This is a genomic window from Kribbella sp. NPDC006257 (assembly GCF_040613535.1).
In the GTDB taxonomy this organism is placed as follows: Bacteria; Actinomycetota; Actinomycetes; order Propionibacteriales; family Kribbellaceae; genus Kribbella.
Window position 1 is genome coordinate 56,780 of record NZ_JBEXSJ010000018.1, and the last position, 13,895, is coordinate 70,674.

A 13,895-nucleotide genomic window follows, 5' to 3' on the forward strand; every position below is an offset into this window, starting at 1 on the left:
GGGTTCAGGGGGCGGGTGGTCAGCGGGGGGCCTTGGTGGCGGCGGATTGGAGGGTGTCAGGCGTGACCAGGCCGACGAAGACGCGGCCGTCGTCGGTGATCAGGGCGCTGACCATCTTGGTGGTCAGGATCTTGCCCGAGCCCCAGCTGCCCGAGACTGTGCGGGCGTTCGCCAGCAGCTGGCCGGCCGGGCCGGAGTCTGCGGGAAGCTTGGCGCCGCGTAGTACGAGGACTGTGTCCCAGCCCTCGCCGATCGTGGTCGGCTTGTCGGCGCTCGGTTTGATCGCGTCCGGCTTGGAAGCGTCGGGCTTGGAAGCGTCGGGCTTGCCGGACTTCGGGAGGCCCTTGGGCTCGGTGTGGCGGGTCGCGGGGACCTTCTCCTCGGTCACCTTGACGCCCTTCGGCGGGGTGAAGGAGAACGTGCTCGCGGCCGGTACGCCGAACGAGACGGCCGAGAAGCCCAACTGCACCGCCGGATCCTTGCCGGTCCGTGGCATCACCGTCACCTGCAGCGGGATCCACGTCTTCGAGTCGACCGCGAGTGTCACCGAACCAACAGTCGTCTTGTCGGTCTTCGGCACCAGACGCAGCTTGTAGGCGTCGCGGCCGGCCACCTTCTCCGTGCCGCTCACCTCGACCTTGGTCGACGGGTCGATCGCGGCCAGGAACTGTTTCGCCACGGCCTGCGGGTCGTACGTCTGCTTGTCCGGCGCCACCTCCGGCTCGGCCGGGCGCGCGGGAAGGGCGAGCTTGGTCGCCTCACGCCTGGACGAGTCGTAGACCCAGGCGGTCTTCCCGTCCGTGGTGATCGTCCGCTCGGCCATGTTGTCGATCACCGAGATCCGGGCCTTGTCCGGACCGGCGAACGCGACCCGCGCCGTGTGCTTACCGGTCAGCAGGTCGGTGAACTTGGCGCTGTCGCCGCCGAGCCCGGGGATCGCCGGCAGACCGAGATCCGTCGAGGACGTCACCGTGCCCGTCAGGCCGTCGACCTTCGCCGTCTGCACCTTGGCGAGCAGGTCCTGCGCCGTGATCCCGGGCAGGTCTGGCGAGGCATCCGCGACCACCGGCCCGAGTGCTCCCACACCCGCCACCACCGCGACTGCCGTGACCGGCACCAACCACCGTCGACTCCGCTGCGTTGCTCCCATGCTTACAAGACTCGCACCGCCCCCACCCCGAACCAAGCCCCGTCAGGGTCCAATCCCCCAAAAGAGTGAACACCCACCCCCATCATCGGTCCCTTGTTACCCGGCGTGTTGTGGTTCGTCGGTCCGTCGATTCCACGGCCACCGAAGGCATCACCAGCCGTCGGATCACGGCAGCCGGCATCAAGGGACCGACGACAGGCGACTCGCCGGGGATCTACGGACCGATGATCAGCGGGATTGGAGGGCGTCCAGGGCGACCGTCATGGCGGCGGCTACGCGGAAGTCTAGGCGGGGGTCGGGGGCGGTGATTCGGTAGCGGTCGCGGACCGAGACCTTGCGTTCGACGGCGAGCACCAGTTCGCCGGTCGTCAGGTCCTTGAAGTCGAAGTGGAAGATGAACGGCAGCGGAATGTCGCCGACGAACGGGACGAACTCCCACACCCGGCGGACGATCGCGATCGTCGCGTTCCGCTCGGTCCCGTTGGACTGGATCTCGCCGCTGCCCAGCTGCCAGCTCGACCGCAGCAGGCTCTTGCCGAACTCCTTCTTGAACCAGCCGATCGGCCGGCCCTCGGGGTCGAAGACGTCATACCCGGAGCCGAGGTCGAGCCGCTTGCGGGCCTTGAACGAGAACACCACCTGCGTCTTGGTGTCGTCGGTGTAGAAGGTGACCTCTTCCTTGAAGGCCATCCGCTTCTGCTGGGCGAACGCCAGCAGCGGTCCGTCGCTACCGTCCGGGTTGGTGGCGAACAGTTCGTACTTGTTCGCCATCAGGGTGATCCGTTGCTTCATCGAGAACGCAGGTACGTGCATCGTCATGCCACGGAGTCTTTCATCCCGGCAGGCTCACAACTGCCACTCCACAAGCAAGCCCACCCAGCCGTATGCCGCGCGCCAACCCTGCTACCACCTCGGACTCGGCAGCGACCTCTACCCGAATCTCCCCCACACCCTGCAGAACCAGGTCTCTTGCCACTTCCACACCAAGCTCCACAGCCTCGTCTACCGATCGAGCAGGCCGCCACAGCACCCCGAAGTCCGCAGCGGGCTTCACTGCACCCACCTGTACTACGAGAACCTCAGGCCGCTCCAGTGCTTCAGCCTGCACAGCATCAGCCACCACAAGGTGCACCACTTGAGCACCGACTGGCTGTACAACACCCTCAGCCCGTACTGCGTCCTGCATGATCACCTGCGAAGGCGTCTCCCCCGGCAGGCCGCGTTGACCCCACGCCTCATGGTGCACAGCCCACGACAGCGGACGCCGCGCCGCCCACCCACTTCGCACCAGCTCGGGTGCAGCGGCGAACTCCTCCACGTGACCGACACACAGGTACCCGACAAGCTCCACCTGCGCAGGCAGATCCAGTACGGCGCCAACCTCGCCCGGCTCGAAGAACGACACCCAGCCGACACCAAGTCCTTCAGCGCGCGCAGCCAGCCACAAGTTCTGGATAGCGATCGCCGCCGAGAACCAAGTGGTCCGCGGATCCGCATGTCTGCCCAGCACATGCCGTCCGCCCCGACCGGGATCACAAGTCACAGCAATATTCAGTGGAGTATCGAGGATCGCCTCGATCTTCAACCCGTCGAAGGCACTTCTCCGATCAGCCGGCAGCGACGCAGCAAACGCATCACGCTGTGCAGTAGCCAGGTCGTGCACCTTGCGCCGGGTCGCAATGTCCCGGATCAGCACGAAGTCCCACGGTTGGCTGAGCCCCACACTCGGTGCCCGGTGAGCAGACTCGAGCACACGCGTCAGTATGTCGTCCGCAATCGGCTGGTCGAGGAACCCGCGTCGCACGTCCCTCCGCTCGGCCAGCACCCGATGCACGGTCTCCCGGTCGGCGTGCGCATAACCAGGAGCTGCTGCGCTCTCCAGGAGCTTCCCGACTGCGACAGTGGCTCCCGCTGACTTCTGCTTCGGTACGACGAGCTCCGCGCCGCTCAGGAGCACGGCGGCCTCGGCGACGCTCGTAGTACTAGCGAGCTGTTCTACGCGACCGCTGGGAGAAGGCACTGGTTGTTGCGAGAGGTCCAGTGCGGGTGCTGTGAACAGCTCGGCGCCCAGGGACGCCACTAGTCGCTGCAGCCCAGGCTCTGCTTCTTTGCCGTCGACAGTGACCACTCGTACTACGTTGCGCGGCTCCAAGCCGGTTAGAGCTTTCTCCACAAGGTCTCGGAGCTCCCGATACGACGTACCGGAGCGGAGGCCTACGCCCAGGACCAGGTTCACTTCTCCAACCCCGCGTAGACACGAGCTGCGGCGACGAACCTGGCTGGGACGTCCGGAGTAGCCGTCCAGTGCAGGTGCAGGTAGGACGCGTGGATCTGCGGAAGCGCTACGCCTTCCTGGACACCGCCGGGGAGATACCAAGCGCTGTCGTGGGACTCGTCGAACGACACCGTCGTCCGGTGGAACTAGTGCCCGCGCACTCGCCGTCCCTCGTCGAAGAACGCGGTGGTGGTCGCTGCAACCGCCGTACGGTAGCCGAGCGTCAGACGACTCGTCATCTGCGCAGTGGCAGGCAGTACGCCAGTCAGCTGGTGACCGTCGAGTTCACGGCACAGGTAGAGCAGGCCGGCGCACTCCGCTACAACGGGGAGTCCTGCAGCGACCTCAGTGGCGACCTGCTGACGCAGTACGGCGTTGTCGGACAGGGCCTCGGCATGCAGCTCGGGAAAACCGCCGCCTAGATAGAGAGCCGACGTTGCTTCGGGCAACGATTCGCGGAGCGGATCGAAGGTGACCACCTCGGCGCCGGCAGCGGTCAGCAGTTCGGCCGTCTCGGTGTAGCGGAAGGAGAACACCGGCCCGCCCGCCATCGCGATCACCGGCCGGCCCTCCTCCGCGGGGGAGACTTCCTCGGCCGGATCCCAAGCAGTCGTCTCAAGCGAAGGAGCTGCCTTGGCCGCCGCGACGAACGCTTCCAGGTCGACGCCTTGCCGCACCAACTCCGCCGCAGCTGCCACTGCCGTGATTGCCTGCTCTCGTTGCTCATCAGCAGGGATCAGTCCGAGGTGCCGACTGGGCACAGTCAGGCGGATATCGCGGCGAAGGACACCAAGCACCGGTACGCCGGTAGGCGCGACGCCGGCGCGTACCTCGGCCTCATGGCGGTCCGTGCCGACCTTGTTGAGGATCACGCCGACGATCCGTACGCCGGTGTCGTAGGAGAGGAATCCGGCGACGACAGCACCGACACTGCGGCCCGCTGCGGAGGCATCGACGACCAGCACGATCGGTGCCTTGAGCAACTTGGAGACGTGTGCCGTCGACGCGTAACCCTCGGTGCCGAGCGCACCGTCGTACAGGCCCATCACGCCCTCGATGACGGCGAGGTCCGCGTCCTGTGCACCGTGCGCGAAGAGCGGCGCGACCCGCTCCTCGCCGGACAGCATCGGGTCGAGGTTGCGGCCCGGGCGCCCGGTCGCCACCGCGTGGAAACCGGGGTCGATGTAGTCGGGTCCGACCTTGAACCCAGCAACCCGATGCCCCGCCTGCCGCAAAGCACCCATCAACCCAACAGCAACGGTCGTCTTCCCCGCCCCCGACGACGGCGCAGCAACGACAATGCGCGGAATCACCACTCGATGCCTTTCTGGCCTTTCTGGCCGGTGTCCATCGGGTGCTTGACCTTGGTCATCTCGGTGACCAGGTCGGCGGCGTCGAGCAGGCGCTGATCGGCGTTGCGGCCGGTGATCACGACGTACTGATGACCAGGGCGGTTCACCAGCGTCTCGACCACCTCGTCGACGTCGACCCAGCCCCACTTCATCGGGTAGGTGAACTCGTCCAGGACGTAGAGATCGTGCGTCTCGGCCTGGATCCGGCGCTGGATCTCGCGCCAGCCTTCGACGGCGTCGGCGGCGTGATCCTCCTCGGTGCCGGCCTTGCGCGACCAGCTCCAGCCCTCGCCCATCTTGTGCCACTCGACCGGGCCGCCCTCACCCGTTGCCTCGTGCAACTTCCCGAGCGCCTTGAACGCGCTCTCCTCGCCGACCTTCCACTTCGCGCTCTTCACGAACTGGAACACACCGATGTTCCAGCCCTGGTTCCAGCCGCGCAACGCCATCCCGAACGCCGCGGTCGACTTCCCCTTCATCTCACCGGTGTGCACCATCAGTAGCGGCCGGTTGCGGCGTTGCCTGGTGGTCAAGCCGTCCTGCGGTACGACGCTCGGCTGTCCTTGGGGCATCAGGCGGCGCTCCTCGCGGTGACGGCTTTCACGAGGTTGCCTGCAGCAACCTCTCCGAGATCCAGGTACTCCGCGCCGAGGTCCGTCGCGAGCTCAGCGGCCAACCCCAGCCGTACTCCGCGGCGCGGTTCGCAGTCCACCACGACCGACGCGATCCCCTGCAGTCCCAACCACCCGGCGGCCCGCTTCGCCTTCGCGAACGCGCTCTCTCCGTGGGTCGCCCGACCGTCAGTCACCAGGACGAGCAACGGTCGGCGCCGAGGGTCACGGATCGCGGCAATTCGTAGTACGTCAACTGCTTGCAGAAGCCCTTCGGCGAGCGGCGTACGACCACCGGTCGGCAAAGATTCCAGCCGCCGTACTGCGGTCTCGACGCTACCCGTCGGCGGCAGCGCAACCGTGGCAGTCGCTCCGGCGAAGGTCACCAGCCCCACTTTGTCGCGCCGCTGATAGGCATCAAGAAGCAACGAGACGATCGCCGTCTTGACCTCCCCCATCCGCCTCTTCGTCCCCATCGACCCGGACGCATCAACACAAAACAACACAAGATTCCCTTCCCGCCCCTCCCGCACAGCCAACCGGATGTCGCTGCCCTGTACTGAGAGCGCGGGTCGGTCAGCTGTGGAAGAAAGACGGCGTGAGTGTTGGTGTGGTGCGGCGGCGCGGATCGTGGCGAGTAGGTGGGGGCGGCCGGACTCGCGGCCTACTCGAGCGCGGTCTCCTACTACTCGGCCGGCCTCGGTGATGGCTCGGGAGCGGCGGCCGGTTACGCCTGCGCCGGCTGCCTGGATGCTCAGGAGGCGGGCCTTGTAGGGCTCCGAGCTTGCGGCGATCTGGCCTGTTGGCGCGGGGCCGGGGAGAGCGCTCCCCGCGCTCTCTCGGTCGTTCTCGACGTCCCGGTCAGCGGGAGGCTGGTCGGCGGAAGCATCCTGCTCGGCGGACGACTCACGATCGGCGGGGTCCTGCCGGCCGCCGTCTGACACGTCGCCCCCGTCCGGACCGCCATCTGACCCGCCGTCCGGGCCGCCGCCGTCTGACCCTCCGCCGTCCGGGTCGTCCGGGTTGGGGTCGTCCGGGTTCGGGTCGGGTGGGGTGCTGTCGGTGATGGCTTGTTCTAGCTGTTCGTCGTCCAGGCCCGGGGCGTCGAACGGGTTGCGGCGTTTGCGGTGTGGGAGGGCGAGTTTGGCGGCGGCGCGGACGTCCTCCACCTCGACGACGGTTCGTCCCGACCAGGCGGCGTGCGCGACCGCCGTACGGGCTGTCACGAGGTCCGCGCGCATGCCGTCGACGTCGAAGGACGCGCAGATCTCGGCGATCTGGCGGAGCGCGGCGTCGGTCAGGATCACCTCGGACAGCAGGCTCTGCGCCTTGACGATCCGCTCGGCGAGTTCGCGCTGCTGATCGGCGAACTTCGCCACGAACGCGGCGGGATCGGCCTCGTACGTCAGCCGCGCCCGCATCACCTCGACGCGAACGGCAGGATCGCGGCTCGCCACCACGTCGACGGTCAGCCCGAACCGGTCGAGCAACTGCGGCCGGAGTTCGCCTTCCTCGGGGTTCATGGTGCCGACGAGCACGAACCGCGCCGGGTGGGTGACCGAGACGCCGTCGCGCTCGACCGTCGCGCGTCCCATGGCGGCGGCGTCGAGCAGGACGTCGACCAGGTGGTCGTGCAGCAGGTTGACCTCGTCGACGTACAGCAGTCCCCGATGAGCCGCCGCCAGCAGACCAGGCTCGTACGCCGTAACGCCTTCGGAGAGCGCTCGCTCAAGATGCAAAGACCCGAGCACCCGATCCTCGGTCGCCCCCACCGGCAACTCAACAAGCCGAGCAGGCCGCAGAGACCGCTCACCACCGCCCTCAGCATGCGGAGCGTCTGGGCAGTCGGGGTCTGGGTGGTCCGGGTCGCAGGAGAAGCGGCACGTGGTGATGACCTCGACCGGGGGGAGGATCTCGGTCAGGGCGCGGACGGCGGTCGACTTCGCCGTACCCTTCTCGCCGCGGATCAGTACGCCGCCGATCGCCGGCGAGACCGCTGCGAGGATCAGGGCGAGCTGGAGGTCTTCCATCCCCACGACGGCGGTGAACGGGAATCCGTTGGTCAGAGCAGACCGCATCAGCGGCGTATCCCTTCGTCCTGCGGGTGTCCACGCCCGCCTCGGCACCTGGCACACCGGCAACGCGGAAGGCGCTCCCGGCGGACGCTCGGAGATGTCCTGGCTTCCGGAAAATCACCCGGTCACAGTGGCGGGACCGCCCCGGACTTCAGCTCCGAAGAGCCGGCACCGGTGTTCCTCTCCAACGTCCCCGCGATCATTCCACACCACCCGCACCCCCTGCTCAGCCGGAGACCAACCTCACCCGCCGAGACACGTCAGACGAACCCGCCGAAGCGGGTTGGGCGGCGACCTCAGGTGGTTGGGAGGTCGGGGAGGTGGTCTGCCAGGTGGTGGGTGGCGGTGGTGTTGGGGTGGGATTGGATGCCGGTGATCGAGGTGAGGGTGACGTAGCCCTCGGTGAGCAGGGCCTCGTCGGATTCGGGGTCCTGGGACGGGTCGGGGTCGCGGAGGATCATGATCGGCTCGCCGGTGGGGGCGACGCCGGCCTTGAGGCGGCTCGGGTTCACCGGAGCGAGCCGCGCATTGCGCACACCCCGTAGCGATGCCTTCGGGACGTCGGGCACGTTGACGTTGAGAACGGTCCCGGTCGGCTGGTCGCGAAGCCAAGGAACCAACTCGACCGCAATCTCCGCCGCCACATCCAGGTACTGCGGATCCTCGGAACCGATGCTCACAGCCAGACCCGACAACCCCTGCGTCGCACCCGTCAGCGCGGCACCGACGGTCCCCGAGTGCAGGATCGCCCCGAAGTTGAACCCGTGGTTGATCCCCGACACGACCAGATCAGGCGACTTCCCGAAGATCCCGAGCCGCGCCATCGTCACGGCGAGCGCAGGCGTCCCGTCCACTCCGATGTAGGTGACCCCATCAGCATCCTCCGAAGCGGTCGCGATCGGCTTGTTCACCCACCCGGCCCGCGCCGTACCGACCCCGCTCTGGTCCGTCAGCGGCGCGACCACCAGTACGTCGTACTCGGCGGCGGCCAGTGCGCCGGCCAGGGCCCGGATCCCCCGGGCCTGGTAGCCGTCGTCGTTGGTGACCAGGATCCGCAGCTGCTCAGAAGCCATACCGCCACCCAATCACACCGGCGAAGGCCGGCACAGCGCTGTCTCAGCCGCGGTCCTCGATGTCACCTTCTGTTTCCAGGACGGCCGTCCGGAGCGTCTCCAGGGCTTCGTCGGTCGGTTCCGCCCAGAGTCCGCGCTGGGCGGCTTCCAGCAACCGCTCGGCGATCCCGTGCCGGGCCCAGGGGTTCGACTTGCGGAAGAACTCGGCGATCTCCGGGTTGGCGACGTACTCCGTGGTCAGCGTCTCGTACATCCAGTCGTCCACCACGCCCGCGGTCGCGTCGTACCCGAACAGGTAGTCCACCGTCGCGGCCATCTCGAAGGCACCCTTGTACCCGTGCCGCTGCATCGCCGCCATCCACCGCGGGTTCACCACGCGCGCCCGGAAGACCCGCTTGGTCTCCTCCTCCAGCGTCCGCGTCTTCACCTGAGCCGGTACGGCGGAGTCGCCGATGTACGCCTTGGGGTTCGACCCGGTCAGATGCCGCACCATCGCGACCATCCCACCGTGGTACTGGAAGTAGTCGTCCGAATCCATGATGTCGTGCTCGCGGGTGTCCGCGTTCTTCGCCGCAACCTGGATCCGCGCGTAGGCCCGCTCCATCGACGGCCGTGCCTCCGCACCGTCGAGGTCCTTGCCGTAGGCATAGCCACCCCACACCGCGTACACCTCGGCGAGCTCCGCGTCGGTGCGCCAGTTCCGCGCATCGACCAGCGGCAGCAGACCAGCGCCATAGGAGCCAGGCTTGGATCCGAAGACCCGAGCCGTCGACGACCGCAAATCATTGCCCGCGGCAACATCAGCCTGCACATGCGCCCGGAGGTAGTTGTCAGCGGCATCTTCCTCCAAAGCGGCAACGGTCCGCACTGCTTCGTCGAGAAGCGACACCACATGCGGGAAAGCATCCCGGAAAAACCCGGAGATCCGGATCGTCACGTCCACCCGCGGCCGGCCGAGCTCAGCCAGCGGGACGACCTCGAAGCCGGTCACCCGGCGAGACGCCTCGTCCCAGACCGGGCGGCAACCGAGCAGCCACAGCACCTCGGCGAGGTCGTCGCCCTGCGTGCGCATCGCCGACGTACCCCACACGGTCAGACCAACCGAGCGCGGCCACTCCCCCGTCTCCGCCTTGTGCCGAGCCAGCAGCGAATCGGCCAGCGCGACACCGACGTCCCAGGCGTTCCGGCTCGGGATCGCCTTCGGGTCGACGGCGTAGAAGTTCCGCCCCGTCGGCAGCACATTCACCAGGCCACGAGTCGGCGAGCCGGACGGGCCGGCCTCGACGAAGCGGCCGGCGAGCGCCCGCAGTACGTTGGTCAGCTCGTCGCCCGTACGCCCCAGCCGCGGCACGACCTCGGTCGCGGCGAAAGTCAAAGAAGCTGAAACCCCAGCGGATGGCCGACCAAGAACCTCCTCGACGACGACCGGGACCTTGGAACCGTCCCAACCGAGTGTCTCCATGCCGAGCACGAGTTTGCGGGCCACCGACTCCAGCAGGTCGACACCGTCGGCACCGCTCACGGCGGGCAGATCGGCCAGCGTGGCAAGGTCGGCCAACTCCGGCACGGCCTTCCCCGGATCGGCAAGCATCGCGGCCTCGTCGACACCGAACGTGTCGCCGAGAGCAGCACGAAGCCCTCGTACGGCGCCTGCCTTGCCGCCCCACATCTGCTGCGCACGCAGTACGGCGAGAACCAGGTTCACCCGAGCCTCACCGACCGGCCCACCGCCGAGGATGTGCAGCCCGTCCCGGATCTGGACGTCCTTGATCTCGCACAGGTACCCGTCGAGGTGCAGGACGAACTCGTCGAACTCCTCGTCCTCCGGCTTCTCCGACGTGTGCAGATCGTGGTGCAACTGGGCCGCCTGGATCAACGTCCAGATCTGCGCGCGCAGCGTCGGCACCTTGTCCGGGTCGAGCGCGGAAACGGTCGCGTATTCGTCGAGCAGGTACTCCAGCTTCGCCATGTCGCCGTACGTCTCGGCGCGCGCCATCGGCGGCACCAGGTGATCCACGATCACCGCGTGCCCACGGCGCTTCGCCTGCGTCCCTTCACCGGGGTCGTTGACGATGAACGGGTAGACGAGCGGCAGGTTGCCCAGGACGGCGTCCGGCGCGCAGTCGGCCGCCATCCCGATCCCCTTGCCAGGAAGCCATTCCAGCGTCCCGTGCTTCCCGAGGTGGACGACCGCGTGGGCGCCGAAGCCACCCTCCTCGACCGGGGCTTCGAGCCATCGGTACGCCGCCAGGTAGTGATGTGACGGCGCCATGTCCGGGTCGTGGTAGATCGCGACCGGGTTCTCACCGAACCCGCGGGGCGGCTGGATCATCAGTACGACGTTGCCGAATCTGAGAGCAGCCAGCGCGATCGCCGGCTCCGGGCCCGACTGGTCGACGTACAGGCTTCCCGGCGCCTCACCCCAGACCTCGATCATTGCCGAGCGCAACGATTCCGGGACGCCACCGAACCACTTCGCATAGGTCGAGAGCGGGATCTTCGCGACCGCGCTCGACAGCTGCTCGTCGGTGAGCCAGTCGACGTCGTGCCCGCCGGCCGCGATCAGCCGGTGGATCAGGCCGTCGGCGCCCTCGGAACCTTGCAGGGCGTCGAGGTTGAGATCGGGCCCGAGGTCGTAGCCGGCGTCCTTCAACTGGCCGAGCAGGACCACCGCGGAAGCAGGGGTGTCGAGGCCGACCGCGTTACCGATCCGGGCGTGCTTGGTCGGGTACGACGAGAGGACGAGCGCGAGCTTCTTGTCCTTCGGCTGCACGTGCCGGAGTTTCGCCTGCGCGGTGGCGATTCCGGCAAGCCGGGCGCAACGTTCGAGATCCGGCGAGTAGCTGGCGATCCCTTCGGCGTCGTACGCCTTGAAGGAGAACGGGATCGTGATCAGCCGGCCGTCGAACTCGGGAATCGCGACCTGGGTCGCGGCGTCCAGCGGGCTGATCGCGGCGTCGCTCTCCAGCCACTGTTCGCGCGTCGAGGTCAGCGCGAGACCTTGGATCAAGGGGATGTCCAGCGACGCGAGCGCGCCTGCATCCCAGGAGTCGTCGCCTCCGGCACTGGCGTTCGCGGCGACGGTCCCGCCGGCCGCGAGCAGGGTGGTGACGAGGACATCGGCCTTGCGGAGGAGGGTGAAGAGCTCGGCGTTCTCGGCGCTCGAAGGATCCAGGCCGCGCAGCGTTCCGCAGTACACGGGGAGAGCCTGTGCGCCGGCCGTCTCGATGGCGTCGGCGAGCGCGTCGACGAAGGCGGTGTTGCCGGAGATCTCGTGCGCGCGGTAGTAGACGATGCCGACGACGGGGCGATCGTCCTCGACGAGGGTGCGGCCCGCGCGGACGCCGTACGTCGCAAGTGCGTGCGGCGGATCGAACTCGTCGCCGGTGAGGAGCAAGGTGTCGCGCAGGAAGCCGGCCAGGTTCGCGAGGTTCTTCGAACCGCCCTCGCGCAGGTAGGCGAGTGCCTCGGTGACGGCACCGGCGGGGACCGTGGACATCGACATCAGTTCGGCGTCCGGAGCGGCCTCGCCGGAGAGCACGACGGTCGGGAGTCCGGCGGAGATGACGGCGTCGAGGCCCTCCTCCCAGGCGCGGCGGCCGCCCAGCAGGCGGACCACTACGACCTCGACGCCGTCAAGCAATGCGGGCAGGTCCGCGAGGTCGACCCGGGCCGGGTTCGCGACCCGCCAGCCAACACCGGCCTGGGATGCGGCCAGCAGATCGGTATCGGCGGTCGAAAGCAGCAACAGGTTCGCGGGCACGCGCGGCCGGTCCTTCCTCGGGGTGTCCACGCCCCAGGTGGCAGGTACGACGGCTGCAGTTCCTGACTCCCACGCGAACGTGGTCACAGTGGCGGGACCGCCCCGGACTCACACCGGGTTCCTGCACGTCCGTCGATGACACCGAGACTCTAGCTGTTCGGTTCAGAGGAAGCGCCCACCGGGGAGATAGGGAGCCGGCGCCGCCATTCCACGGACGGCCAGGTACCCCTCGGTCGCGAGGTCGAGCCGAGCCGCCAGCCCGACGTCGATCGCCCAGGCGTTCTCGGGCGTGATCAAGTCGACAACGGTGTCGCCGGTCGAGGACGCGAGGGCTTCCCAGAGCAACTCCTGCGCAGTACGGGGGTCGGCTGCCGCGAGAAGCGTCGCGCGAGCGCGCTGGTCGACGTACACATAGCCACGCTGTGAGCGGGAGACGACGAGCCGTTGGCTGTTCAGCAGGAAGGCGTGATCCGGGCCGTGGCCGGCGCCGCGCAGGTTCGTGTCCAGGGCGTCCATCCAGTCGAAATCGTTCTCATCCCCCTCGGCCAATTGGCGGATGGCAGGGATCGCGGAGCGGTCGACCGTGCCGGTCATGCGCATCTGCGGAAGCAGGTCGAACCCGGCCAAGCGGTAGCGGCGAGTGGCTCCTGGGTGAGTGGTGGAGTTGAAGATGCCTGGTCGGTCGCCGGCGTGTTCCAGTACTACGTCCAGCAGGCGCCGGCCGATCCCCGTACTACGCGCTTCCGGGAGTACGCCGTACGTCGCCAAATACCAGAGCTCACCACGATTCTGGGACAAGGCGAATCCGGTGATCCCCTCGTCGACCGACACCCAGCAGCCAGCCGGATCTGTCGTCAGGAAATGCCTCGCCCAGGAGATCCAGGCCGCAATGATCGCCGGCGGACGTCCTGGCTGCCCTGGTTCGAGAAAGACCCGCTCGGCAACGCGTTCGAGGCCAGCCAGATCCTCTTCCTGCAACCGCCTGAGCTCCATCTGCCGACGGTAGCGGGCTCACGGTCAATTGGCCCGCAATCGTGATGACCGACTGGACCAACTAACGCGCCCACCGCGCCGTACCGTCGAAGCATGATCACTTTGGACGGTCTCGTCGTTCCTGACACGACCGCCTCGTCGGCGGCTCTGGAGGTGGCTTCCGCTTACCACTCCCCCGCGCTGATGAGTCACTCGCACCGGGTCTACCTGTGGGCGGCGGCGCTCGGTACGCAGTACGGCATCCCGTACGACGCTGAGCAGGTTTTCGTGGCCGCGAACGCTTGGGCGAGGTGATCGTCCGCCACATGTGGCCCGATGTCGACGTCTCCGCCGACCCCGAGGGCCACCTCCTGTCCCGAGCGGCAGCCCTCGACATCGTCGGCAAGAACCTCGAGGACCTCAACCCATCCTTCCGCGCTGAGGTCCTCCAACAGCACCCCCGACTCGACCTCCCCACCGAATTCCTCACCTGCTTCAAGTCCCAAGCCAGCCGCAAACCAACATCCTCCGCAGCCCGAGCCATCCAGTCCGGCCTCGGCACCCGCATCACGAGCAATCCCCTCGATATCTGACCGGCGAACACAGGGCAGGGGTATCCGAGCG

Annotated in this window: 12 protein-coding genes and 2 riboswitches; of the genes, 2 read left to right on the forward strand and 10 right to left on the reverse strand. The window is 67.8% G+C overall.

All coding sequences use genetic code 11. The features are described 5' to 3' along the window. Window positions 1-19: 19 nt before the first annotated feature. From ABZ004_RS22285 to ABZ004_RS22330, 10 genes are all read right to left on the reverse strand, one after another. Complete coding sequence (locus ABZ004_RS22285) at window positions 20-1,150, reverse strand: hypothetical protein (protein WP_355682289.1); 1,131 nt, start codon at window positions 1,148-1,150, stop codon at window positions 20-22. Window positions 1,151-1,378: 228 nt separating this feature from the next. After that, complete coding sequence (locus ABZ004_RS22290) at window positions 1,379-1,969, reverse strand: hypothetical protein (RefSeq protein ID WP_355682291.1); 591 nt, start codon at window positions 1,967-1,969, stop codon at window positions 1,379-1,381. Between the two features lie 13 nt (window positions 1,970-1,982). After that, on the reverse strand, window positions 1,983-3,386 hold the full coding sequence (gene bluB, locus ABZ004_RS22295; RefSeq protein ID WP_355682293.1) for a 5,6-dimethylbenzimidazole synthase: 1,404 nt from the start codon (window positions 3,384-3,386) through the stop codon (window positions 1,983-1,985). Further along, entirely contained in the window at window positions 3,383-3,556 is a 174-nt protein-coding gene (locus tag ABZ004_RS22300) for a hypothetical protein (protein ID WP_355682295.1), read from the reverse strand. Before ABZ004_RS22300 ends, bluB begins: the two co-directional genes overlap by 4 nt. A gap of 15 nt (window positions 3,557-3,571) precedes the next feature. After that, entirely contained in the window at window positions 3,572-4,738 is a 1,167-nt protein-coding gene (locus tag ABZ004_RS22305) for a cobyrinate a,c-diamide synthase (protein WP_355682297.1), read from the reverse strand. Beyond that, window positions 4,735-5,349, reverse strand: a complete 615-nt coding sequence (cobO, locus tag ABZ004_RS22310) for a cob(I)yrinic acid a,c-diamide adenosyltransferase (protein WP_355682299.1) — start codon at window positions 5,347-5,349, stop codon at window positions 4,735-4,737. Before cobO ends, ABZ004_RS22305 begins: the two co-directional genes overlap by 4 nt. After that, a complete protein-coding gene (locus ABZ004_RS22315; protein ID WP_355682301.1) occupies window positions 5,349-7,466 on the reverse strand; it encodes a putative cobaltochelatase in 2,118 nt (705 codons plus the stop codon). Before ABZ004_RS22315 ends, cobO begins: the two co-directional genes overlap by 1 nt. Window positions 7,467-7,538: 72 nt before the next feature. Further along, a riboswitch (cobalamin riboswitch) is annotated at window positions 7,539-7,676 on the reverse strand. A gap of 83 nt (window positions 7,677-7,759) precedes the next feature. Next, window positions 7,760-8,536 carry a 5'/3'-nucleotidase SurE gene (gene surE / locus ABZ004_RS22320; RefSeq protein ID WP_355682303.1) on the reverse strand — a complete coding sequence of 259 codons (777 nt, stop codon included), beginning with the start codon at window positions 8,534-8,536 and terminating at the stop codon, window positions 7,760-7,762. A gap of 43 nt (window positions 8,537-8,579) precedes the next feature. Next, window positions 8,580-12,299, reverse strand: coding sequence for a cobaltochelatase subunit CobN (gene cobN, locus ABZ004_RS22325; protein WP_355682305.1), 3,720 nt, complete (start codon window positions 12,297-12,299; stop codon window positions 8,580-8,582). Window positions 12,300-12,332: 33 nt separating this feature from the next. Next, window positions 12,333-12,460: riboswitch (cobalamin riboswitch) on the reverse strand. Between the two features lies 1 nt (window position 12,461). Then, a complete protein-coding gene (locus ABZ004_RS22330; protein ID WP_355682307.1) occupies window positions 12,462-13,292 on the reverse strand; it encodes a GNAT family N-acetyltransferase in 831 nt (276 codons plus the stop codon). A gap of 93 nt (window positions 13,293-13,385) precedes the next feature. Here ABZ004_RS22330 and ABZ004_RS22335 point away from each other — a divergent pair, with 93 nt between their 5' ends. Continuing rightward, window positions 13,386-13,586 carry a hypothetical protein gene (locus ABZ004_RS22335; protein ID WP_355682309.1) on the forward strand — a complete coding sequence of 67 codons (201 nt, stop codon included), beginning with the start codon at window positions 13,386-13,388 and terminating at the stop codon, window positions 13,584-13,586. Window positions 13,587-13,597: 11 nt separating this feature from the next. Beyond that, window positions 13,598-13,864: a hypothetical protein gene (locus tag ABZ004_RS22340; RefSeq protein ID WP_355682311.1), complete on the forward strand. Its 267-nt coding sequence runs from the start codon at window positions 13,598-13,600 to the stop codon at window positions 13,862-13,864. The last annotated feature ends 31 nt before the right edge of the window (window positions 13,865-13,895 follow it).